The organism is Streptococcus sp. VT 162 (assembly GCA_000688775.2).
Classification (GTDB): domain Bacteria; phylum Bacillota; class Bacilli; order Lactobacillales; family Streptococcaceae; genus Streptococcus.
Map to the genome: position 1 here is coordinate 199,204 of CP007628.2, position 23,379 is coordinate 222,582.

Annotated in this window: 23 protein-coding genes; 19 read left to right on the forward strand and 4 right to left on the reverse strand. The window is 41.8% G+C overall.

Annotation, left to right across the window (positions count from 1 at the left end):
* Positions 1-16: 16 nt before the first annotated feature.
* The 5 genes from V470_01030 (at position 17) to V470_01050 (ending at position 5,118) form a co-directional block, all read left to right on the forward strand.
* Positions 17-1,003, forward strand: coding sequence for a dihydropteroate synthase (locus tag V470_01030; protein ID AHZ47036.1), 987 nt, complete (start codon positions 17-19; stop codon positions 1,001-1,003).
* A 1-nt stretch (position 1,004) separates the two neighbouring features.
* Complete coding sequence (locus V470_01035; protein AHZ47037.1) at positions 1,005-2,327, forward strand: dihydrofolate synthase; 1,323 nt, start codon at positions 1,005-1,007, stop codon at positions 2,325-2,327.
* On the forward strand, positions 2,308-2,862 hold the full coding sequence (locus V470_01040; GenBank protein ID AHZ47038.1) for a GTP cyclohydrolase: 555 nt from the start codon (positions 2,308-2,310) through the stop codon (positions 2,860-2,862). Before V470_01035 ends, V470_01040 begins: the two co-directional genes overlap by 20 nt.
* 158 nt (positions 2,863-3,020) lie before the next feature.
* On the forward strand, positions 3,021-3,842 hold the full coding sequence (locus V470_01045) for a 2-amino-4-hydroxy-6-hydroxymethyldihydropteridine pyrophosphokinase (protein AHZ47039.1): 822 nt from the start codon (positions 3,021-3,023) through the stop codon (positions 3,840-3,842).
* On the forward strand, positions 3,835-5,118 hold the full coding sequence (locus V470_01050) for a membrane protein (GenBank protein ID AHZ47040.1): 1,284 nt from the start codon (positions 3,835-3,837) through the stop codon (positions 5,116-5,118). Before V470_01045 ends, V470_01050 begins: the two co-directional genes overlap by 8 nt.
* A 47-nt stretch (positions 5,119-5,165) precedes the next feature.
* Here V470_01050 and V470_01055 read toward each other — a convergent pair whose 3' ends face one another.
* Positions 5,166-5,483 (reverse strand): GTP cyclohydrolase, encoded by a 318-nt coding sequence (locus V470_01055; protein ID AHZ47041.1) that lies wholly within the window; start codon positions 5,481-5,483, stop codon positions 5,166-5,168.
* A 204-nt stretch (positions 5,484-5,687) separates the two neighbouring features.
* On the opposite strand from V470_01055, the gene V470_01060 reads away from it, so the two are divergent.
* Complete coding sequence (locus V470_01060; GenBank protein ID AHZ47042.1) at positions 5,688-6,698, forward strand: catabolite control protein A; 1,011 nt, start codon at positions 5,688-5,690, stop codon at positions 6,696-6,698.
* A gap of 52 nt (positions 6,699-6,750) precedes the next feature.
* On the opposite strand, the gene V470_01065 is transcribed toward V470_01060, so the two are convergent.
* Positions 6,751-7,713 (reverse strand): asparaginase, encoded by a 963-nt coding sequence (locus V470_01065; protein ID AHZ47043.1) that lies wholly within the window; start codon positions 7,711-7,713, stop codon positions 6,751-6,753.
* A gap of 65 nt (positions 7,714-7,778) precedes the next feature.
* Here V470_01065 and V470_01070 point away from each other — a divergent pair, with 65 nt between their 5' ends.
* Positions 7,779-9,170, forward strand: a complete 1,392-nt coding sequence (locus tag V470_01070; GenBank protein ID AHZ47044.1) for an alanine aminotransferase — start codon at positions 7,779-7,781, stop codon at positions 9,168-9,170.
* A 496-nt stretch (positions 9,171-9,666) separates the two neighbouring features.
* Positions 9,667-11,643, forward strand: coding sequence for a cell wall protein (locus V470_01075; protein ID AHZ47045.1), 1,977 nt, complete (start codon positions 9,667-9,669; stop codon positions 11,641-11,643).
* Positions 11,644-11,764: 121 nt separating this feature from the next.
* Here V470_01075 and V470_01080 read toward each other — a convergent pair whose 3' ends face one another.
* Positions 11,765-12,217: a universal stress protein UspA gene (locus V470_01080; GenBank protein AHZ47046.1), complete on the reverse strand. Its 453-nt coding sequence runs from the start codon at positions 12,215-12,217 to the stop codon at positions 11,765-11,767.
* 166 nt (positions 12,218-12,383) lie between these two features.
* Here V470_01080 and V470_01085 point away from each other — a divergent pair, with 166 nt between their 5' ends.
* The 3 genes from V470_01085 to V470_01095 all read left to right on the forward strand — a co-directional run bounded on the left by V470_01085 (position 12,384) and on the right by V470_01095 (position 14,320).
* On the forward strand, positions 12,384-12,683 hold the full coding sequence (locus V470_01085; protein ID AHZ47047.1) for a hypothetical protein: 300 nt from the start codon (positions 12,384-12,386) through the stop codon (positions 12,681-12,683).
* 143 nt (positions 12,684-12,826) lie between these two features.
* Positions 12,827-14,041: an aminotransferase gene (locus tag V470_01090; protein AHZ47048.1), complete on the forward strand. Its 1,215-nt coding sequence runs from the start codon at positions 12,827-12,829 to the stop codon at positions 14,039-14,041.
* A 144-nt stretch (positions 14,042-14,185) separates the two neighbouring features.
* Positions 14,186-14,320 carry a 50S ribosomal protein L34 gene (locus V470_01095; GenBank protein ID AHZ47049.1) on the forward strand — a complete coding sequence of 45 codons (135 nt, stop codon included), beginning with the start codon at positions 14,186-14,188 and terminating at the stop codon, positions 14,318-14,320.
* 181 nt (positions 14,321-14,501) lie between these two features.
* Here V470_01095 and V470_01100 read toward each other — a convergent pair whose 3' ends face one another.
* On the reverse strand, positions 14,502-16,346 hold the full coding sequence (locus V470_01100) for an amino acid permease (GenBank protein ID AHZ47050.1): 1,845 nt from the start codon (positions 16,344-16,346) through the stop codon (positions 14,502-14,504).
* Positions 16,347-16,497: 151 nt separating this feature from the next.
* On the opposite strand from V470_01100, the gene V470_01105 reads away from it, so the two are divergent.
* The 8 genes from V470_01105 to V470_01140 all read left to right on the forward strand — a co-directional run bounded on the left by V470_01105 (position 16,498) and on the right by V470_01140 (position 23,370).
* On the forward strand, positions 16,498-17,271 hold the full coding sequence (locus V470_01105; GenBank protein AHZ47051.1) for a hydrolase TatD: 774 nt from the start codon (positions 16,498-16,500) through the stop codon (positions 17,269-17,271).
* Positions 17,271-17,834: a DNA primase gene (locus V470_01110; GenBank protein ID AHZ47052.1), complete on the forward strand. Its 564-nt coding sequence runs from the start codon at positions 17,271-17,273 to the stop codon at positions 17,832-17,834. Before V470_01105 ends, V470_01110 begins: the two co-directional genes overlap by 1 nt.
* A gap of 11 nt (positions 17,835-17,845) precedes the next feature.
* Positions 17,846-18,700, forward strand: coding sequence for a dehydrogenase (locus V470_01115; protein ID AHZ47053.1), 855 nt, complete (start codon positions 17,846-17,848; stop codon positions 18,698-18,700).
* A gap of 234 nt (positions 18,701-18,934) precedes the next feature.
* Complete coding sequence (locus tag V470_01120) at positions 18,935-20,326, forward strand: hypothetical protein (GenBank protein AHZ47054.1); 1,392 nt, start codon at positions 18,935-18,937, stop codon at positions 20,324-20,326.
* Between the two features lie 7 nt (positions 20,327-20,333).
* Positions 20,334-20,630, forward strand: a complete 297-nt coding sequence (locus V470_01125) for a hypothetical protein (protein ID AHZ47055.1) — start codon at positions 20,334-20,336, stop codon at positions 20,628-20,630.
* Between the two features lie 156 nt (positions 20,631-20,786).
* Entirely contained in the window at positions 20,787-21,605 is an 819-nt protein-coding gene (locus tag V470_01130) for a dimethyladenosine transferase (GenBank protein ID AHZ47056.2), read from the forward strand.
* A gap of 12 nt (positions 21,606-21,617) precedes the next feature.
* Entirely contained in the window at positions 21,618-22,490 is an 873-nt protein-coding gene (locus V470_01135; GenBank protein ID AHZ47057.1) for a 16S rRNA methyltransferase, read from the forward strand.
* Position 22,491: 1 nt separating this feature from the next.
* A complete protein-coding gene (locus V470_01140) occupies positions 22,492-23,370 on the forward strand; it encodes a ribosome biogenesis GTPase RsgA (GenBank protein AHZ47058.1) in 879 nt (292 codons plus the stop codon).
* The last annotated feature ends 9 nt before the right edge of the window (positions 23,371-23,379 follow it).

Consider the following 23,379-nt stretch of genomic DNA (forward strand, 5'->3'; position numbering starts at 1 on the left):
AAAATAGAGAGATAATATGGTAGAGAACCTTAAGGGAGTAACCGTTATGTCCAATAAAGTCAACCGCGAAAAAACAGCCATTTGTGGAATTATCAATGTGACGCCAGATTCCTTTTCAGATGGTGGTCAGTTTTTTGCTCTTGAGCAGGCACTCCAGCAGGCTCGTAAATTGATAGCAGAAGGAGCGAGCATGCTAGATATCGGTGGAGAATCAACTCGGCCGGCAACTCGGCCGGGCAGTAGCTATGTTGGGATAGAAGAGGAAATCCAGCGTGTTGTTCCAGTGATTAAAGCTATCCGTGAGGAAAGTGATGTTCTCATTTCCATCGATACTTGGAAAAGTCAGGTGGCAGAGACTGCTTTGGCTGCTGGTGCCAATCTGGTCAATGATATCACTGGTCTCATGGGAGATGAGAAAATGGCGGATGTGGTTGCTAAGGCTGGAGCGAAAGTGGTTATCATGTTTAATCCAGTCATGGCTCGACCTCAGCACCCTAGTTCGCTCATATTTCCTCATTTTGGTTTTGGGCAAGCTTTTACAGAGGAAGAGTTAGCTGACTTTGAAAAAATGCCAATCGAAGACTTGATGGAGGCTTTCTTTGAACGTGCTCTAGCGAGAGCGAACCAAGCTGGGATAGCAAGAGAAAACATTTTGCTGGATCCAGGAATTGGCTTTGGTCTGACTAAGAAAGAAAATCTGCTTCTTCTACGGGATCTGGATAAACTCCATCAGAAAGGCTATCCGATCTTTCTTGGAGTTTCGCGCAAGCGGTTTGTCATTAATATCCTAGAAGAAAATGGCTTTGAAGTTAATCCTGAGACCGAACTTGGTTTCCGCAATCGGGACACAGCTTCGGCTCATGTAACCAGTATCGCTGCGAGACAGGGTGTGGAAGTGGTGCGCGTGCACGATGTAGCCAGTCACAGGATGGCGGTTGAAATTGCGTCAGCCATTCGTTTGGCAGATGATGCAGAAAATCTAGATTTAAAACAATATAAATAAGATGAACGAAATTCAAAACAATCAGTGGATTGCCCACTACCGGACGGACCAACCGCATTTTGGTTTGGAACGAATGGTGGAACTCCTAGCTCTGCGAGGCAATCCCCATCTCAAACTTAAGGTCATCCATATCGGCGGGACCAATGGTAAGGGGTCTACCATTGCTTTTTTGAAAAAGATGCTGGAAAAGCTAGGTCTAAGAGTTGGTGTGTTCAGCTCGCCCTATCTCATTCATTATACGGATCAGATTAGCATCAATGGGGAATCTATTCCCGAGGCTAGGCTAGAAGCCCTCATGGCAGACTATCAGTCTTTGCTTGAAGGGGAATCTGCTGACAATTTGCAGGGAACAACCGAGTTTGAGATTATCACAGCTCTAGCTTATGATTACTTTGCCTCAGAGCAAGTAGATGTGGCCATCATGGAAGTGGGCATGGGTGGTCTTTTGGATAGTACCAATGTCTGCCAGCCGATTTTAACAGGAATTACGACCATTGGACTGGATCATGTAGCCCTACTTGGTGACACCTTGGAAGCTATAGCAGAGCAGAAGGCTGGTATTATCAAACAAGGTATTCCCTTGGTGACAGGTCATATTGTTCCTGAAGCCTTGACTGTGATAGACTCTATTGCAGAAGATAAAAATGCATCGAGACTTGCCTATGGGAAAGATTATCAGGTTCGTCACCAAGAAAGTGTGGTAACGGGTGAAATATTTGATTATACCAGTTCTCTCAGACAAGGTCTCTTTCAGACTGGTTTGCTTGGTTTGCACCAGATAGAAAATGCGGGGATGGCCATAGCTTTACTTGATACTTTTTGTCAAGAAGATGGGCGGGAGTTGGCAAGTAATGACTTAATTGCTCAAGCTTTGAAAGAGACCAGATGGCCAGGGCGTTTGGAGGTCGTGTCTAGCGACCCCTTGATGATTTTGGATGGGGCCCACAATCCCCATGCTATCAAGGCTTTATTAGCAACCTTGCAAGAACGCTTTGCGGATTATCATAAGGAAATCCTCTTTACTTGTATCAAGACCAAGGCCTTGGAGGATATGCTGGATTTGCTAGAGACGGTGCCAGATAGCCAATTGACTTTAACCCATTTTGACGATAGTCGGGCGACGGATGAAAGCGTGCTGAAAGAGACAGCCAAGTCTAGAAATCTCAATTACCAAATTTGGCAGGATTTTCTAGAGCAGAAATTGACAGATAAAAATGAAGAGAAACAAACAGTTAGGATTGTCACAGGTTCCTTGTATTTCTTGAGCCAAGTGAGAGCCTATCTGATGGAGAGGAAGAACGAGAATGGATACACAAAAGATTGAAACGGCTGTAAAAATGATTATTGAGGCTGTTGGTGAGGACGCTAACCGCGAGGGCTTGCAGGAAACACCTGCTCGTGTAGCTCGTATGTACCAAGAGATTTTTTCAGGTCTTGGCCAAACTGCTGAGGAACACCTGTCAAAATCCTTTGAGATTATCGACGATAATATGGTTGTAGAAAAGGATATCTTTTTCCACACTATGTGTGAGCACCACTTTTTGCCCTTTTATGGGAGAGCGCACATTGCCTACATTCCAGATGGTCGGGTGGCAGGCTTGTCCAAGCTTGCCCGTACGGTTGAAATTTATTCTAAAAAACCACAGATTCAAGAACGGTTAAATATTGAAGTGGCCGATGCCTTGATGGATTATCTGGGGGCTAAAGGAGCCTTTGTTGTCATTGAGGCCGAGCATATGTGTATGAGCATGCGTGGTGTCAGAAAACCAGGTACTGCGACTTTGACGACAGTAGCGCGAGGTGTATTTGAAACAGATAAAGACCTCCGAGACCAGGCTTATCGTTTAATGGGACTATAATACTCTTCGAAAATCAAATTCAAACCACGTCAGCTTCCATCTGCAACCTCAAAACGGTGTTTTGAGCAGCCTGCGGCTAGCTTCCTAGTTTGCACTTTGATTTTCATTGAGTATAAAAAGAATCCGCTTCATGCGGATTTTTCTAGAAAGGACTAGTTATGGATCAACTGCAGATTAAAGATTTGGAAATTTTTGCCTATCATGGTCTTTTTCCAAGTGAGAAAGAATTGGGGCAGAAGTTTGTTATTTCCGCAAGCTTATCCTATGATATGACCAAGGCGGCGACAGACTTGGATTTAACAGCATCTATCCATTACGGAGAACTGTGTCAGCAGTGGACGACTTGGTTTCAGGAAACCGCTGAGGACTTGATTGAAACGGTAGCCTACAAACTAGTTGAACGTACCTTTGAGACCTATCCTCTTGTCCAAGAGATTGAGTTGGAACTAAAAAAACCGTGGGCTCCAGTGCATTTACCATTGGATACCTGCTCGGTGACCATTCACCGTCGTAAGCAACGGGCCTTTATCGCCCTAGGAAGTAACATGGGAGATAAGCAAGCAAACTTGGAAAAAGCCATTGACAACCTGCGAGCTCGTGGCATCCATATTCTCAAAGAGTCCAGTGTTTTGACGACGGAGCCTTGGGGTGGTGTGGAGCAGGATAGCTTTGCCAATCAGGTGATTGAAGTAGAAACCTGGTTACCAGCATCAGTCTTGTTAGAAACATTATTAGCTATTGAGTCAGAAATGGGACGGGTTCGAGAGGTGCATTGGGGGCCTCGTTTGATTGATTTGGACCTACTCTTTGTGGAGGACCAGATCATTTACACAGACGAGCTCATCTTGCCTCATCCTTATATAGCAGAACGCCTCTTTGTTCTTGAGCCGTTAGTGGAAATAGCTCCCCATTTTATCCATCCGATCCTAAAGCAACCAATTCGTTATTTGGTTGACCAGTTGGAGCAAGGAAATGCCTAAGCTTTCCGAGACCTATAGTAAGTGGAAGAGTATCGGGGAGGGACTACTTGCTATTGTTTTAGGGCTTCTCTTGATCCGATTTGGACAAGTTATTCCGCGAATGGGGTACCAGTTGCTGATGGGCTACTTTTCCTTATCAGCAGTTTGGCACTTGTTGACTCGCTGGTTTCAGGATAAAAAACGTCGGGAAAATATTTTTGTAACCTTGGGCAAGCTGGTGGTTGCGGCTCTGGTGTTTGACTCTATCATTTTGCAAGACCTTGCCCTCTATCTCTTGGTCTTTATCATTGCGAGCTACCAGCTGTTTACGGGCATCATTAGTCTTGTGACCTGGTCTCTCTATCGAAAAAATGCTATTCATCCTCGGCTCCATCATCTCTTCGATGCTGTATGGATGATAGGATTCGGTCTTTATAGCATCTCTCCTTTTCACGATGCAGCGAATTTTGAATTGCTCTTGCTTGGGTTTTACTTGCTCATGCTAGGAGCCAGTAGCCTCCGGGATGGTTTCTTTTTTGAAAGGATAGAAAACAATCCCAAGCTGAAACGACGAATGCGAATGACCTTGCCGATCTTTGTGACAGCTCTTATTCCTATTAGTACCTTGCGAAAACTAAATGAGTGGCTGGCAAATCATGAAAGTCAAGAAGGGGAAGTTCATTCAGAAAGAAAAAATGACCAGACGGTTGATCTGGAAATTTTTATCCATACCTCAGAAACATCTTTCTTCCTCGCCATGGGACATGTGGATATTTGTTATCAAGGGAAGGTTATTTCCTATGGTTCCTATGATCCCCACTCGGAGCGTCTATTCGGCATGGTTGGAGACGGCGTTTTGTTTAAGGCCAATCGGGAAAAATACATCGAGCTCTGTAAGAGGGAAAGTCAGAAGACCTTGTTTGCTTATGGTCTGAGTTTGACGGACCAACAGAAAACAGCTATCCAAGCTCGCCTAGCAGAGATAGAAGATCTGTTAATTCCTTGGGAACCAAGTTCGCAGTTGATGAAAAGAAGAGAGGGAGAGGTCAAGCATACCTACTCCTACCAACTGAAAGAGGAAGCAGATGCGACCCTCTATAAATTCAGCTCATCCGAGTTTAAGACCTACTTTGTTCTCAGTACCAATTGTGTTCTGCTAGCAGACTCTATCGTGGGAAAAGCTGGAACTGATATATTGAGTCCCCAAGGTTTCATTGTGCCAGGGACTTATCAGGATTACCTTGATTTAGAGTATACAAAACCCAATGGTCTAGTTGTTAGTCGATCCATTTATTAGAAAAAAACTCTAGTTCCTCAGCAGTTTGCGCCGAGAAGCTAGAGTTTTTAAAATAGGTCATTTTCTTCTGGAAGGAGGATGGTTTCTCTGCCGTCTAGGTCTAAAACAAGGACCCTAGGCGGGTAAAGCGGATCGAAAGGATGATTGAAATCAAAATCGATGCTAGTCGGAAGGTGCTGACTAGAAAAATGGAAGGTGATGGTCCCCTTATTGTTGAGCAGTTGAAACTCAAGTTCTTCTTCTAGTTCAAAGACATTTTTCAGGAAATGATCGATAATATACCATAAAGAGTCAATGACATCGTCAGGCAGGCTGGTCACGACACCAAAACTAGCGGAACGTCTCTGTGTATTTGTAAAAGCCATGTTTTCATCCCCCTTTTATTTTCCTTATCATACAGCAAAATGTCTTAAAAATCAAGAAATCGTAATTGCTTTTTCAAAATGGGAATAAACTGTGAAATTTTTTCAAAGTTTCTCTAAAAAATACTTGAAAGTGTTTACAATAAGTGATAAAATGGAGTAAGTAGATGCGTGAAAGCGAAATTTTCATTATAGAAAGGAAACGGAATGAACACAGATGATACAGTAACGATTTATGACGTTGCTCGTGAAGCAGGAGTTTCAATGGCAACAGTTAGCCGTGTCGTTAATGGCAACAAGAATGTTAAAGAGAACACTCGAAAAAAAGTCCTCGAAGTGATTGAACGCTTGGACTATCGTCCAAATGCGGTCGCTCGTGGTTTGGCTAGTAAGAAAACAACGACAGTCGGAGTTGTGATTCCTAACATTACCAATGGTTATTTCTCAACGCTTGCTAAGGGGATTGACGACATTGCTGAAATGTACAAGTATAACATTGTCCTTGCAAATAGTGATGAGGATGATGAAAAGGAAGTTTCAGTGGTTAACACTCTCTTTTCAAAACAAGTCGATGGGATTATCTTTATGGGCTATCACTTGACTGAAAAGATTCGTTCAGAGTTTTCTCGTTCACGGACACCGGTTGTTCTTGCTGGTACTGTGGATGTCGAACACCAACTTCCAAGTGTCAATATCGACTACAAACAAGCAACGATTGATGCTGTGAGTTACCTTCTCAAAGAAAATGAGAAAATTGCTTTTGTGAGTGGACCACTCGTCGATGATATCAATGGCAAGGTTCGTTTGATCGGTTACAAGGAAGCCTTGAAAAAAGCAGGACATTCTTATAGCGAGGGATTGGTCTTTGAATCAAAATACAGCTATGACGATGGTTATGCCTTGGCAGAACGCTTGATTTCATCACAAGCTACAGCCGCAGTTGTAACAGGTGATGAATTGGCAGCAGGTGTGTTGAATGGTTTGGCTGACCATGGCGTATCTGTGCCGGAAGAGTTTGAAATCATTACGACAGATGACTCTCAGATTGCACGATTCACTCGTCCAAACTTGACGACAGTTGCCCAACCTCTTTATGATCTAGGTGCTATCAGCATGCGTATGTTGACTAAGATTATGCATAAGGAAGAGTTGGAAGAACGTGAAGTTCTCTTGCCTCATGGTTTGACAGAGCGCCGCTCTACACGAAAACGTAAATAGTAAAAATAGGAAATCGTGAAGATTTCCTATTTTTGCGTTCTAGAGAAGAGGTTTAGCCTTCCATATAGTCTTTCAAAGCCTGTCCTTTTAGTCTAGCATTGAGGGCAATTAATAATTTGAGGCGCGCTTTTTGAGCGTTGAGTTCTTTGACAAAGAAAACACCAACTCGTTGCAACTGCACTCCTCCACCTTGGTAGGCGTAGACAGGTTCAGCAATGCCATTAAAGCATCGTGAGACCAAGGCGACTGGAATTCCTTTTTGGAGGAGATTTTCCAACTTTTGAGCTGTTTCTTTGGGAACATTGCCTGCTCCGAAGGCCTGAATAACTAAGCCATCCAGCTGTTCCAAGTCTAACATATCAATCAGCTCGTCTGTCATACCGGCATAGGCTGAGATGATGGGAACCAGACCTTGAATATGCTCAAGATCAAACCGGACACGAGGTTCAGCTGTTTTGAAGTAGAGGATTTCTTGCTTCATGATAAGACCAAGTGGTCCATGTGTTGGGGTTTGAAAGGTGCTGACGTTGGTCGTATGAGTTTTGGTAACATACTTGGCTGCGTGGATCTCGTCGTTCATGACGACCAGTACACCCTTGTCGGCTGCTTTGTCATCGCTGGCAACTCGCAAAGCGCTCAGATAGTTATATACACCGTCGCTACCAAGTTCGTTTGAACTACGCATGGCCCCTGTTAGAACGATGGGGATGGGCGGAATTTTCATGGTATCAAGGAAGTAGGCTGTTTCTTCTAAGGTATCTGTACCATGTGTGATGACAACTCCATCATAGTTATCAGCTTCCTCTTTAATCTTATGATAGAGTGCAAGCATATGCTTGGGTTTGATATGAGGGCTTGGCAGATTAAAAAAGTCTAGGGCATGAACCTCAATCCCTTCAAGCGGATTGGAAACATGGTTCATGGGATTGTCCTGGCTAGTTACAACGGCACCAGTGGCGTCTGCTTGCATGGAAATAGTCCCACCTGTATGTAAAACAAGGATTTTCTTAGGCATGATTTAGTCACTCTTTCTGAAATGTGGTATAATCATTGTAACACAAAAGGGGAGAATGGGATAGGATGGAAGTCAAAGCTGTTTTTTTTGATATCGATGGAACGCTAGTCAACGATCGCAAGAGTGTTTTGAAATCCACTAAGGACGCGATTAAGATTGTCAAAGAGCAAGGAGTGCTTGTTGGAGTAGCGACAGGACGAGGGCCGTTTTTTGTCAAGGAATTGATGGAAGACTTGGACTTGGATTTTGCGGTGACCTACAATGGCCAATACATTTTTAATAAAGAAAAGGTACTCTTTGCAAGTCCGATTGCTAAGTCAAGCCTGCGTCAACTGATTGCTTACGCTAAAAAGGAGCGTAAAGAAATCGCTCTTGGAACCGAGCATGCCGTTGTTGGTTCGAAAATTATGTCATTTGGTCTCGGCTCCTTTTCCCAGCTGGTTAGTCGTTTTATTCCGACTGTTCTGACAAGAACCGTTAGCCGTTCCTTTAATCGAATGGTCAGCAAGGCAGTTCCTCAAAAGGAAGACGACTTGCTTAACTTGATTAATCAACCCATTTATCAAGTTTTGATGCTGATGACGCCAGAAGAATCTGAGAAGGCAGCAAGTGATTTTGAAGATTTGAAATTAACTCGAAGCAATCCTTTTGCAGCAGATATCATTAACCAAGGAAATTCCAAACTAGAAGGCATTCGCCGAGTCGGGAAAGAATATGGCTTTGATCTCAACCAAGTCATGGCCTTTGGTGATTCAGATAACGACCTGGAAATGCTGGCGGGTGTCGGTATGTCAGTCGCTATGGGAAATGGCAGTAGCAGTGTCAAAGAGGTTGCTAAACACATTACGGCAAGCAATCAACAAGATGGCATCCACAAGGCGCTCGAGCACTTTGGTGTTTTGGCTTCAGAAAAAGTGTTTGTCAGTCGGGACTACCACTTTAATAAGGTCAAGACCTTCCATCACATGATGGATGAACGAACTCAGGAAGAGCCACAGGCATGGGATGCTGAAGGTGCAACCCACCGCGCAGACTTTAAAATTGAAGAATTAGTAGAGTTTGTTCGCGCAGCAAGTTCTTCGGAGGAAGAATTCCAAGACTCCCTTGCAAGCATGCATGAGGCACTTGATAAGGCTGCAGAGAAAGTGGCGAAAAAGACGCCTGCTAAGCAAAATCTGGTCGGTCAAGTGGATGCTTTGATCGATACATTGTATTTCACATACGGTAGTTTTGTTTTGATGGGAGTAGATCCAGAACGTATTTTTGATATTGTCCATGAAGCGAATATGGGGAAAGTTTTCCCTGATGGAAAAGCTCATTTTGACCCAGTTACACACAAGATTTTAAAGCCAGATGACTGGGAAGAAAAATATGCTCCAGAACCTGCCATCCGACAGGAACTACAACGTCAGTTTAAAGCTTATGAGCGACATAAAGAAAGAAAAAATAAAAAATAAGAGAAAATTCTTTTCCCTGGATGAAAAATTCGGGGATTTTTTGAGCGGAAAAACCGAACAATTTTATATATATCACTAATTATTATTAGCATATTTATACTAGAAAAAGAAAAGAAAAAATGAAAAGATAGTGAAAATAAAATAATAGGAAATTACATTTCTTACAAAGAATAGTTAAAAAGCTAGATATATTAGTAATATATCTAGCTTTTCTTTTGAAAGAATATCAAAAAAAGACAAGTCAAATTATTTGATGTTTGAAAGTTGATGTGTTAGAATAAATTCAGAAAGCGAATAAATATAAAATACTCATGCTACTATGATATGCTCTTTTTAAAGACAGAAAGTCAACTTGTTTATTTCAGGCCTGTTAACAAGTTGATGTGAGGAGTTCACTCTAGCTTTGAGGTTTAGTTATAAAATTGTGCACAATTGCTTTCCAAATTTTTATTATTTTAATTTTCAAGTTTAAAAATTAGAGAATTAAGAGGTTGAAATGAAGAAAAAATATACCTATTTGACAGCTTCTGTTTTAACAGCTGTAACAATGCTTCCAACTTTTGCACCAAGTGAAGCTCACGCTGCTTACAATTGGAATGGGAATAATAGCTACTATACAAGAACTAGCCGTCGTTCAAGCAATCGTACTTCTAACCGTACTACTGCAAATCGTAGCCGTACATCAAACTATACTGTAAGAAGTTACGGCTACAATAGTTATTACCCAAGCTATAACTATGGCTACAATAGCTACTACCCAAGCTATAACTATGGATATGGTAGCTATTACCCAAGTTACAACTACGGTTACAATAATTGGAATAACTACTATGGCTATGGCAACAGTAGCAACTACTATGGTTATAACTATTGGAATAATTACAACAACCTTGCTAGCGATGAAAACTATATTTACTGGAATGGCAATCACTACTACCGTATGAACGATGGTAGCTTCCGTATTTATCGTAACGGTCAGTGGAAACCTTTGACAAACAATAGTAATAACAACTCATCTACTAACAACTTGGAAAACGATCCTCACTATCGTTACGAAAATGGGTACCATTACTATGTATTGGACAATGGTGATTATTACTACTACCAAAATGGTAAGTGGGTATTGGTGAAAGATTCTGCTGATACAACACTAGCACAACCGGCAACACCTGCTGAACCAAAACCAGAACAACCAACAACTCCGGTTGAGCCAGCACAACCAAGTCAACCTGAAGTTCCTGCTCCAACACCAGCAGAACCAGAGACTCCAACACCAGCACCTAGTGATAAACCTGAAGAGCCGACAACACCAACTGAGCCACAACCAGCACAACCAGCAACTCCAAGTGTTGACCTACCAGAAAATCCACCAATTAATGGTGCTGATAGTGAATTTGATCCATTCAAGCCATCAACAGAAACGCCAGTAGAACCAAAACCAGAAACACCAGCAACTCCAGCTATCCCAACAACACCAGGTTTGGTAACGACTGATGAACCAAGTGAAAACCAAATCCCTGATTATGTTGAAAAACCAGCTGAAGGATTGGAACACTTGGCTTGGGCACCAAATGGACAAACTCCAAAATTGGTTTACCCACCAGGTAAACCAGGTGATGCAGTCCTCAAGAATGATAAAAACTACTACTTCGACGGTAGTGTACATTACTACTATGTACCATCTAACTCAGAGCGTACAGGTTACTCAGCATACTGGAAGTGGCTTGGAGGAAAATGGAAACTTCAAGGGATGACTGATCCAAACGATCCAGCTCGTGATCCAAAACTTCACGAAAACACTGCTGATGACGAGTACATGTACAGTGACAAGAACTCAAGTGTGAAACTTTACTCAACTAACTTGGTAACGACTGCTAAAGCAGGTCAAGCATTGCCATTCAAGAATGTTGAAGAGTTCAAAAACTATGTCATCGAAAAAATGAATCCTAAGTTCCTTGATAACTCTGGTTGGGATGCTAAAGTTGAGTGGGAAATCGAAGATCCAGAAATCTTTGAGAAGACGAAAGAAAACCCATACGCTAAGGACTATGTCTTGATTGCAAATCTCAAGAGTGGTGTCGAAGACAAGAAATACAGTGATGTAGAATTTGGTTATGTGAAGTTTGTTTACCGTGTTGAAGCAACAAACGATACAAACTATGACTATGTTTCAAAAGCGAAAGAAGCTTTCGCTAAAATCAATGAGACTCGTAAAGCTCAAGGATTGAAAGAATTGACTTGGTCTGAAGACATTTATCAAAATCAAGCACTTCCGAAAGTAAATGAAATTTCACGTCAATACGATAGCACAGGCTTTGTAGGACGTCGTGATGAAGATGCTGCTGTTGTCGTTAAGAAATGGGCAAACAGTGGTTTGAGAGACTTGCTTCTCGATCCAAATGTCACTGAGGGAGCTGTAGCAGCAGTAGTTGATGGAAATGGTGTATACTACTGGGCATACAGTTACAAATAATTCAATCTTTTGAGATTGACTACTTTCTAAATAAGATAGAGGCTTTAAACAATTGTTTAAAGCCTTTTTGTGACCCAATCAGGATAAACAAAAAGGAGCCAGAGGCTCCCTTTTTTAATGATTACAATGTTTTTTCACTTTCTCTCACGACCAGCAAATCGACTTTTGCATGGCGGAGAATGTACTCAGATGAAGAGCCAACCAAGAGGCGTTCAAAGGCATTAAGCCCTGTTGCACCAACGAGAATCAGGTCAACATTTTCTGCGTCTGGAATAGTACGGGCAAGGAGGGTTTTTGGATTTCCCATTTCGATGACGATGTGAATATCGGTCACACCAGCATCTCTTGCGCGCTTTTCGTACTCCTTCATCAGACTTTCAGCATCGACTTGGAGTTCTTCGTAAACTTCAGCATCAAAGGTAGACACGCTTTGAAGAGCGCGTGTGTCGATAACATGGGCAATGGTGAGCTTGGATTCGTTGCGTAGAGCAGTGTAAACACCTTTGACGAAAGCCAAGTCCGCTTCTTTAGAACCATCAATTGCGACCATAACATTTTGGTAACGTTGTGCCATAATGAAACCTCCTGAAATTTTCTTACTGTTATTGTAACCCTTTTCACTAAAGAAGTAAAGTAAAAATCATATTTAAATAAATATTATTGGAGATTCGATTTGGTGGAGATATGTTAAAATAAAAGAAAACGAGCTAGTAGGAAACACAGCGAGGGGATGAGAAAGTATGAAAGGGTCTGCTCAAGCTTCTAAAAAAATAAGTTTTCTTTATCATGGAATTATCCTTGCGTCACTTGTAGGTGAAGTAGTGATGCTTTGGCAGCTGGAAAGAGTCGTGCCCGTTCTTTATCCAGGATTTGTTGGATTTCTTCTCTTTCACCTAGTCTACCACATCATTTTATTGGTGATTGCAAAGAGAAGTGGTCGTTTGGACTATTTGGTCACGTGGGGGCTCTTTCTCATGTTTAATCTTTTATATGACTCCTTTTTAGCGCTGGTCTTTCTAGGTTTGTCTTTTGGTATGTGAGAAAATACTTCTGTATTCTAGTTGTTTAGACGGTGAGAACCTAGTCGTTGTGAGTTTTTTCTTTACTTGCTCATTTCAGGAAACTTGTCGCAATCCCTTTCTAGTGGTATAATGTTACTATCTCGATGAATTGAGGAAACAAGATGAAAGAATATAACAAGTCTAGTAAGTTAGAGCATGTTGCCTATGATATCCGTGGTCCTGTTTTGGAAGAAGCTATGCGGATGCGAGCAAACGGAGAAAAGATTTTACGTCTGAATACAGGGAATCCAGCAGAATTTGGCTTTACAGCGCCAGATGAGGTCATTCATGACTTGATTATGAATGCGCGTGATAGTGAAGGGTACTCTGATTCCAAGGGTATTTTTTCGGCGCGTAAGGCTATCATGCAGTATTGCCAACTGAAGAAATTTCCCAATGTGGACATTGATGATATCTACCTTGGAAATGGTGTCAGTGAGCTGATTGTTATGTCCATGCAAGGGCTTTTGGATAATGGCGATGAGGTCTTGGTGCCTATGCCAGACTATCCTCTCTGGACAGCCGCGGTCAGCCTAGCTGGGGGAAATGCCGTTCACTATATCTGTGATGAGGCTGCAGAATGGTACCCAGATATTGATGATATTAAGTCAAAAATTACTTCCAATACCAAGGCAATCGTCCTTATCAATCCGAACAACCCAACTGGAGCCCTTTATCCTAAGGAACTCTTGTTGGAGATTATTGAGATTGCTCGTCAAAACGATTTGATTATCTTTGCGGATGAGATTTATGACCGCATGGTGATGGATGGGCATGTGCATACGCCTGTGGCGAGCTTGGCACCTGATGTTTTCTGTGTCAGCATGAATGGTCTGTCAAAATCTCACCGTATCGCTGGTTTTCGTGTAGGCTGGATGGTCTTGTCTGGTCCTAAGCACCATGTCAAGGGTTATATCGAAGGGCTCAATATGCTGTCAAATATGCGCCTTTGCTCCAACGTTTTGGCCCAGCAAGTCGTACAAACATCACTAGGTGGGCACCAGTCAGTGGATGAATTGCTCCTCCCTGGTGGACGGATTTACGAGCAAAGAAACTTTATCTATAATGCCATTCAAGATATTCCAGGTTTATCTGCAGTCAAGCCTAAGGCGGGTCTTTATATCTTCCCTAAAATTGACCGTAATATGTACCGCATTGATGATGATGAACAGTTCGTTCTTGATTTCTTGAAGCAGGAAAAGGTTCTCTTGGTTCATGGTCGTGGTTTTAACTGGAAGGAACCAGACCATTTCCGTATCGTTTACCTTCCTCGTGTGGACGAATTAGCGCAAATCCAAGAAAAGATGACACGTTTCTTGAGTCAGTATCGTAGATAAGGCTTTCATAGGGAAAAGCAGGAAACATTTCCTTAGAGCTATTGACAAATAGGTCAGAATCAGATAGAATAGTAAAGTATGTTTAGTAACTGATCACTTTATAGCCGGCTAAACGAATACAAAATCTATGAGGAGGTATTCATCGTGAAACGTACTTATCAACCAAGTAAACTTCGTCGTGCGCGCAAACACGGATTCCGTAACCGTATGTCAACTAAAAACGGTCGTCGCGTATTGGCAGCTCGTCGTCGTAAAGGACGCAAAGTTTTGGCTGCATAATCCAAACGAATTCAACAAAGAAGTCAGTAGGAACTCGAGTCTACTGGCTTTTCTTTTTATCATAAAGAGTGAACTGTCTACGAAATCGGTCATTTTAGATGAAACTCATGGAGGGCTCGTTTAAAAGGTCACATACAAAAAACTCAAAACCAGATATAAGTTACTGATTTTGAGTTTTTGTTTATTCTTTTAAGTGATAAGAGTAGCTAGCGATAACGACGTCTTCATGCCATCTGAGAGCGTATTTTAGTTTAAGGCTCATTTGATTGTGCAGGATATTTTGCCAAGGCTTGTTAGGGATAAACTGTGGGACAAGGACTGTAACAGTGTAGTTTTTTTGCTTAGCTTCTTGGGCGATTCGTTTGACATACTTAACGCTAGGGGTGATGATGTCGCGGTAGCTAGTATTGATATTCTTCAGAGTGATACTTGGAAAGTAATCGGCAAATTCCTGAAGAATTTCTTGGTCTTTTTCTGCCGTTTCTTTAGTAGAAATGTGCATGGCTAACACTTCGTCACCGATACTTTGAGCGTAGTTAATGGCTCCAACACTTACTCGAGTAACATTTCCTACTAGGACAAGGACAAGATTGCCGTCGTAAGTGCGCTTTTCAATTCCTTCGTAGAGTCGCAGTTGTTTTGCCACTTTTTGGTAATGGCTGTGAATGGACAAAAAGAGGAAGGTTAAGACTAGGATAATTGGGAAGAATGGCCAGATATCACCCAGTCTGAAGAGGAGTAAAATGAGAACAATAGCATAACAAATGATGGCCCCTAGGATATTAGCAAAGGCAGGTTTTAAGAAGTTTGCTCCTTTTTCCTTTTTCCAATGACGAATCATCCCAGTCTGAGAAAGGGCAAAGGGAACGAAGACCCCGATAGTATAAAGAGGAATCAAGCGTTCAGTATTCCCGTTAAAAATGAGAAGAAGGATCATAGCTCCAAAAGCCAGAGTTAAGATACCGTTGGAGTAGCCAAGGCGATCCCCTTTTTCCATAAAGAGATGGGGCATGTACTTGTTTTTAGCCATATTGTAAGCCAGCATAGGGAAGGCTGAAAAGCCAGTATTTGCAGCTACAGCTAGAATCAAGGCTGTTGAGAACTGGAAGAGATAGTAGCTAGCATGGCCAAAGAATGAATCACCAAGAATGCCCTTGGCCATTTGCGAGAGGATGGTTTCTCCATTTTGAGGAGTGATGCCCATCCAGTAGTTTAGGAAGGTGATGCCTGCAAAAAGAAAACCTAAAATCAAGGACATGATGGTCAAGGTCTGAGCAGCATTCTTTTCTTTCGGAGTTTTGAAAAATGGTACCGCATTTGAAATAGCTTCAACCCCTGTCAGAGAGGCAGAGCCACTGGTAAAGGCTCTCAATAGGAGAACGATGGAAAGACTCGGAACGGTTTGCCCAATGGTTGAAGTCGCCTGATAGTTTAGGGAACCTGTGAATAGTTGAAAGAACCCATAAAGCAAGAGAAAGACGGTACTGAAGATAAAGAGGTAGACGGGAATCATTAGAGAGCTGGCAGATTCTTTCAATCCTCTTAAATTCAAGAGCATGAGCAGGCAGACTAGGAAAATAGAGATATGAAGATTGTAGGGATGGAGGGCAGGGATGGCTGCTGTAATAGCATCAGCTCCAGACGCAACGGATACGGCTACTGTCAGCATATAGTCAACAAGGAGGCTGCCTCCTGCAATCAAGCCTAGTTCAGGGGAGAGATTTTCCCGAGTGACCATATAAGCTCCTCCACCTTGAGGATAGGCGTGGATGATTTGACGATAGGAAATGGTCAAACTAGCGAGGAGTAAGAGGACAAAAATACCGATAGGGAGGCTCCACCAAATAGCGAGAGGAGAGAGACTGACTAAAACGAGAATGACTTGTTCAGGTCCATAGGCAATAGAAGACAGGGCATCACTAGATAACATTGCAAGTGCCTGCATTTTTCCAAGTAATCCCCCTTCACCATCTGTGAGAGACTTGAGTGGTCGACCGATAAAGGTATATTTTAATTTTCTAAACATTTTCTTTTCCTTTGATGAAAATTTCAATAAGTGTTATTATACTGCTTTGAAAAAATGCAGTCAAGGGAGAATGATCGGTATTAGAATATTTTTACAAGCCGGGGGATGCTATTTTTGGTATAATAGATGGAAGAAAATGAGGTTAGAAGAGATGATTTTTGATACGCACACACATTTAAATGTAGAAGAATTTGCAGGACGTGAGGCAGAAGAAATCGCCTCGGCGGCTGAGATGGGTGTGACACAGATGAATATTGTTGGTTTTGATAAACCGACCATTGAACGAGCCCTAGAGTTGGCAGATGAGTATGAGCAACTCTACGCAACTATTGGCTGGCATCCGACGGAAGCAGGGACTTACACAGACGAGGTCGAAGCTTACTTGCTTGAAAAACTAAAACATCCCCAGGTTGTTGCTTTAGGTGAGATTGGACTGGACTATCACTGGATGACAGCACCTAAGGAAGTGCAGGAGCAGGTTTTTCGCCGTCAGATTCAGTTGTCTAAGGATTTGAATTTGCCTTTTGTGGTCCATACCCGTGATGCGCTAGAAGATACTTATGAGATTATCAAGAGCGAGGGCGTTGGTCCTCGTGGTGGGATTATGCATTCATTTTCAGGTTCTCTTGAGTGGGCTGAGAAGTTTGTCGAGCTTGGAATGACTATTTCTTTCTCAGGTGTGGTGACCTTTAAAAAAGCGGCGGATATCCAAGAGGCTGCTAGAGAACTTCCTTTAGACAAGATTTTGGTAGAGACGGATGCCCCTTACCTAGCTCCTGTTCCTAAACGTGGCCGTGAAAACAAAACAGCCTACACACGCTATGTGGTGGACTTTATCGCCGACTTGCGTGGGATGACGACAGAAGAGCTGGCGGCAGCAACGACTGCAAATGCAGAGCGTATCTTTGGATTGGACAGCAAGTAATGAAAGAAAAAATTTTACAAGTCATCGTGGTTGAAGGTCGCGATGATACGGCCAATCTCAAACGTTACTTTGACGTAGAGACCTATGAAACACGAGGATCGGCAATCAATGATCAAGATATAGAGCGAATTCAACGCCTGCATGAACTGCATGGGGTCATTGTCTTTACAGATCCTGACTTTAACGGTGAGCGGATTCGGCGCATGATTATGACGGCCATTCCAACAGTCCAGCATGCCTTCCTCAAGCGAGATGAGGCTGTTCCCAAATCCAAGTCCAAGGGACGTTCTCTGGGAATCGAACACGCCAGCTATGAAGACCTAAAAACAGCGCTGGCTCAGGTGACAGAGCAATTTGAAAACAAGAACGAGTTTGACATCAGTCGTGGTGACTTGATTCGCCTAGGTTTCCTAGCGGGAGCAGACAGCCGTAGGCGCCGAGAGTATCTAGGCGAACAGCTCCGCATCGGCTATTCCAACGGCAAGCAACTCCTCAAGCGCTTAGAGTTATTTGGGATAACCTTGGCAGAAGTGGAAGAAATGATGGCTAAGTATTCAGACTAACGGAGTCAGAAATGAATAAAGTGATTATTACGGGTGGCAATAGTGGTATTGGCTACCAGTCTGCTAAACAGTTGGCTGAAAAGGGCTGGTCGGTAACTCTATTTTGCCGACGGAAAGAAGCAGCTGAGCAAGCCTGTGAAAAAATCCGTCAACAAACAGGAAATCCGCATGTAGATTATATCTTGGTTGATTTATCTGAGATGAAAAGTGTCAAGGAAGCGGTAGAACAGTATATCCAAAAAGAAGAGGCTTTAGATGTTTTAATTAACAATGCGGCTGATTTTGACTTATCGTTCAAAAAGCCAATCCTGACTAGGGAGGGTTTAGAAAAGCAATTTGCGACCAACGTGGTTGCTCCCTTTTTACTTTCTACCTTGTTAAAGGGTTTGTTGGAAAAGTCAAAAAGTGGTCGGATTATTAATATTTCTTCCCAAGGGCTAATGATTTATCCCTTCATGAAGCTTGATTTTGAAAATTTATCCGGTCAAAAACATTACAATCCTGCTAAGACTTATTATCAGAATAAACTGGCCTTGTTGATGCTGTCGCTTTATATGCGGAAACATTGGAAAGGTATCAAGGTTCAGGCAATCCGTGTGACCAATGTCAAAGTTGATATGCGTCGCTATGATCACCTCAGCACTTTTATGAAAAATTTGTATAAAATCAAGTCAAGATTTTCAATTAGTCCGGAAGAAATGGCCAAAGTCTATACAGCCTTATCTACAGAAGATGGATATGACGGGTTTTTGTATGACGAGAAATGCAGGGAGGTAAAAGCAAATAGATCTGCTTACGAAGAAGAGGGGCAAGCAAAACTCTATTCCTTACTTGAACAACTGACCTTTTCAAGAGACAATCTATAAAGAATTAGAAAAATAAATTTTATGCTTACTTCAAGAGTGGAAAGAAATTTAGATATCGAAATCTGTTTGGAGAGTTCTGAAAAGTGATAACAATAACCAGATAACCCGAAAATATAAGGGGAATGTGTTACAATAGAGGTAATAGCATATGCTTCAACTATGCTCAATACCATGCCTGATAAAAAAAGATAATTGATAAAATCTGCACTTGGGTGAAATTAATGAGGAAAAGCAATGGGAATTTTTGATTTTTTTAAAAAGACAGAAGCACAGAAGACAACAGAAGAAATCAAAGGAGATGCTTGTCTAGGAGTTTTGGGTTTCTTCCCGATGAAAGAAAAGAGGGAATTACTGATTGCTGCGACTTTGGAAGGGAGTTTGACAGTTGGTGATCGTCTTCAGTTTTGCAATCCCGATCAAGGTATGGATACTCTTGAAACTGTAGTCGTGAAAAAACTTTCTTGCCAAAAGCAGGATGTGAATTCCCTTAGCGATGAGGAGTTAGTTTATCTAGAGATCGATATGCTTCCCTCTCTAGCTAAGTTAAAAAAGGGAAGTGTGCTCTGTAGTCCTGGTGTAGATGAGAAAAAGCGTTTATCTAGCTATGCTTATGCTCTCTATCGAACTTTTGTGACTATTCAAGAAGGTAAAGTAAGCGATGAGGACTATCAGAATCTTAGTCTTGATGATAGTATCGAAATTTTACAGGCTTTTTTATGGGATTGCCGTCAAAAATCAAAAAGTGAAGAGAGCAATCAAGAAAATACTCGTAAGTCAGAGCGTCTAGCAGAAATTGTCAAGGACAAGTTGCTAGAAGCAGATTCGATTTATGCTGTTTATTCAGAAAATACTGGGGAACCTTATCTTTTCTCAACTACATATGATAGAGGTGACGAAGGCTATCTATGCACTGACCCGATGATTATGCTATTTACCCCTCGTTGGTATCATCAGTATAAGGAAACAATTGAAAACCAATTAAAAGTGGTAAAACGGATTGAAAATACGGAAGATAAAAAAGGAATTGAGAATTTTCTTGGAACAGCCTTTTACTTGAACGGTGCTTTAGGAGCATTCTTTAATACCAAAGAAGTTAGTATAAGTTCTTCTATTTTAGTTCAAAAACCAGATTTTTCAGGCTTGCCAGAGATACAAGTTCCTGTTATGAACCCTGATATTGTGAGATGGATGCTTTTGATGGGACAGATGGATAGACCGACTACAGAAGAGGAAGAATTAATTTATAAACTCTATTATAAGTTCTTTTCAATGGCAATGCCAAAAGCTAAATTCCTTCTTCCTATAAATGCAACATCAGGATTTCCTGAACCTAGTCAGGAAAGTAATGCTCATGTTTTAGAAGAATCTGCTACATTTAATCTTCCGACTAGAGAAGGAAAAAATGGACGAAATTCGGTTTCAGTGTTTACTGATTGGAAACGTTTGCGAATGGTTTTCGATGAAAATTGGAGCGCGATGATTGAAAACGCTGGAGGCATGATTGAAATCTTTGACTATGCCATTAACCAGACTGAGTATTATAAAGCGGGTGTTTATGTCAGTGACAAAGCGTTTAAAGAAATGCAACTGTTCAGTGAGGAACTAGAAGGAAGAGCTAAAGGTTGATCAAGAGATGAAAATAATCGTTGATAGAGTGTCTATCTGTATGGGGGATGATGTTCTGCCTCACAAGGTAGAACTTGAAGTTCCTGAGGACATGACAGTAGAGGAATTTTGTGATTTTCTTCAAAAGGACAGATATTTGCCTAGATTGGATACAGAGTGGCTTCTCCGACATGGTGGGCAGACAATAACAAGCTATCATACAGAAACAAAAGAACTGACGAATCCCAATATCTATTTAAAAGACCTGATTCATCAGAGTTCTAGAGGAAATGAATTTGTTTGGATATATCGCCGTTCCTATTAGAAAAGAGAATAAATGATTTTCTTAAAAGATAATGAATGAAAATTAGAACAATATGCATTGATTTTTTGACAACAAGAGGCGATCTAAACAGTTGGCCCTGTTTGGGGTGACTTTGACGGAAGGTAAAGCCTTCATAAAATGGTGAAAGGAAACGATATGGCAAATAGAAGCTATATTTATTTAAAAAACGGGAAAGATGTACGTATTTTAACGGAGGGAGTTTACACTATTCCTTATTTTTGGCAATTATTTTGGGATGAAAAAGATGTGCGAATGCCTAATATTCTATGGAAAAAATTTAATATCTTACTTCCTATTGAAAAATTCCAGAAAAAGGCCACCCAAAATCGCTCCTTTTTAGAACAGAACGCTCCTCAGACCTTGCAACTATATGATGATTTTGTTCGCTATATTCTTGCAAATGTCAAAGCAGGTGACATGCTAGGATTTGATGTTTTAGAAGTTGCTGATATGGATGGATTGACTACAGCTTCGCGTAAGCTTATAAAAAATATCCGAGCCATTCAGGAAAATCAACCCCAAGAATTGGATTTTTCTTTAACAGAAAAGAACGTAATTTGGTCTGCTATGGGATTTCCTGATTATTATGCCTCAAAATTATTGCCAGAAGATAATATTCTAGACTCGGTTGCATACCAAGATGAATTGAAGAAAATGCAAGGCCCAAAAGATAAGCAAGAACAAGAGCAAGAAGAAAAACAAGCACAAGGTCAAGAAGAGAATCAAAAGCAAGAGCAATATCAAGAAGAGAATCAAAAGCAAGAGCAATATCAAGAAGACGAGCAAGCGCAAGGCCAAGAAAATGAGCAAGCACCACGCAAAGAAGATGAGCAAGTGCTTAATGAGAACGGTGCCGAATCTAAAGATGACGAGTACCATATTCCTTTGAGATTTTGGTTTCTCTTGGTGTTGGTAATTGTTTGGGTTTATAGATTGTTTTTAGCTAACAAATAGAAAAGAGAATAGATGAGAATTGCAGATTATAGCGTGACCAAGGCAGTGCTGGAGCGTCACGGTTTTACCTTTAAAAAGTCCTTCGGGCAAAATTTCTTGACGGATACCAATATTCTTCAAAAAATTGTGGATACAGCTGAAATTGATGACCAGGTCAATGTTATCGAAATTGGGCCAGGGATTGGTGCTTTGACGGAGTTTCTAGCTGAGCGTGCAGCTCAAGTCATGGCCTTTGAGATCGACCACCGTTTGGTACCGATTTTGGCAGATACTCTTCGTGATTTTGACAATGTAACAGTGGTTAACGAGGACATTCTCAAAGTGGATTTGGCGCAACATATCCAGAATTTCAAAAATCCAGAATTGCCGATTAAGGTAGTAGCCAACTTGCCCTACTATATCACAACGCCTATTCTCATGCACTTGATCGAAAGTGGCATTCCTTTTAGTGAGTTTGTCGTCATGATGCAAAAAGAAGTGGCGGACCGTATCTCAGCACAGCCAAATACTAAGGCTTATGGTAGTTTGTCGATTGCTGTGCAGTATTATATGACAGCTAAGGTTGCCTTCATCGTGCCTCGTACGGTCTTTGTGCCAGCCCCAAACGTGGACTCAGCCATTTTAAAAATGGTGCGCCGTCCAGAGCCTGCTGTAGCAGTAAAAGATGAGAACTTCTTCTTTAAGGTTTCCAAGGCTAGCTTCACTCATCGTCGCAAGACCTTGTGGAATAACTTGACAGGCTATTTTGGAAAGACTGAGGAAGTCAAGGATAAGCTGACCAAGGCTTTGGATCAGGCGGGCTTGTCACCATCTGTGCGTGGGGAAGCACTTAGCTTGGAAGAGTTTGCCAGTCTAGCTGATGCGCTTAAAGGACAAGGACTCTAAGATGCAGGGACAAATTATTAAAGCCTTGGCAGGATTCTACTATGTAGAGAGTGATGGCCAAGTCTATCAGACACGCGCGCGTGGAAATTTCCGTAAAAAAGGCCACACGCCCTATGTTGGGGATTGGGTAGACTTTTCTGCCGAGGAAAATTCAGAAGGTTATATCCTCAAAATTCACGAACGGAAAAACAGTCTGGTTCGTCCACCCATTGTCAATATTGACCAAGCTGTGGTGATCATGTCCGTCAAGGAACCGGACTTCAACAGCAACTTGTTGGATCGTTTCTTGGTTCTTTTGGAACACAAGGGCATTCATCCCATCGTCTATATTTCCAAAATGGATTTGCTGGAAGATAGCGAAGAATTAAGTTTTTACCAACAAACCTATGGTGCCATTGGTTATGACTTTGTGACCAGTAAGGAGGAACTCCTGCCCCTGTTGACAGGGAAAGTGACGGTCTTTATGGGGCAGACTGGTGTTGGAAAATCAACCCTCCTCAATAAAATCGCACCAGATCTCAATCTTGAAACAGGAGAAATCTCAGACAGTCTGGGTCGCGGTCGCCATACCACTCGAGCTGTTAGTTTTTACAACCTCAATGGGGGTAAAATAGCAGACACACCAGGCTTTTCATCGCTGGATTATGAAGTGTCAACGGCTGAAGACCTCAATCAGGCCTTTCCAGAGATTGCCAGTGTCAGTCGAGACTGCAAGTTCCGTACTTGTACCCATACCCATGAGCCGTCCTGTGCGGTTAAGCCGGCTGTTGAAGAAGGAATCATTGCATCCTTCCGTTTTGATAACTACCTGCAATTTCTCAGTGAGATTGAAAATCGCAGAGAAACCTATAAAAAAGTCAGCAAAAAAATTCCAAAATAAGGAGAAACC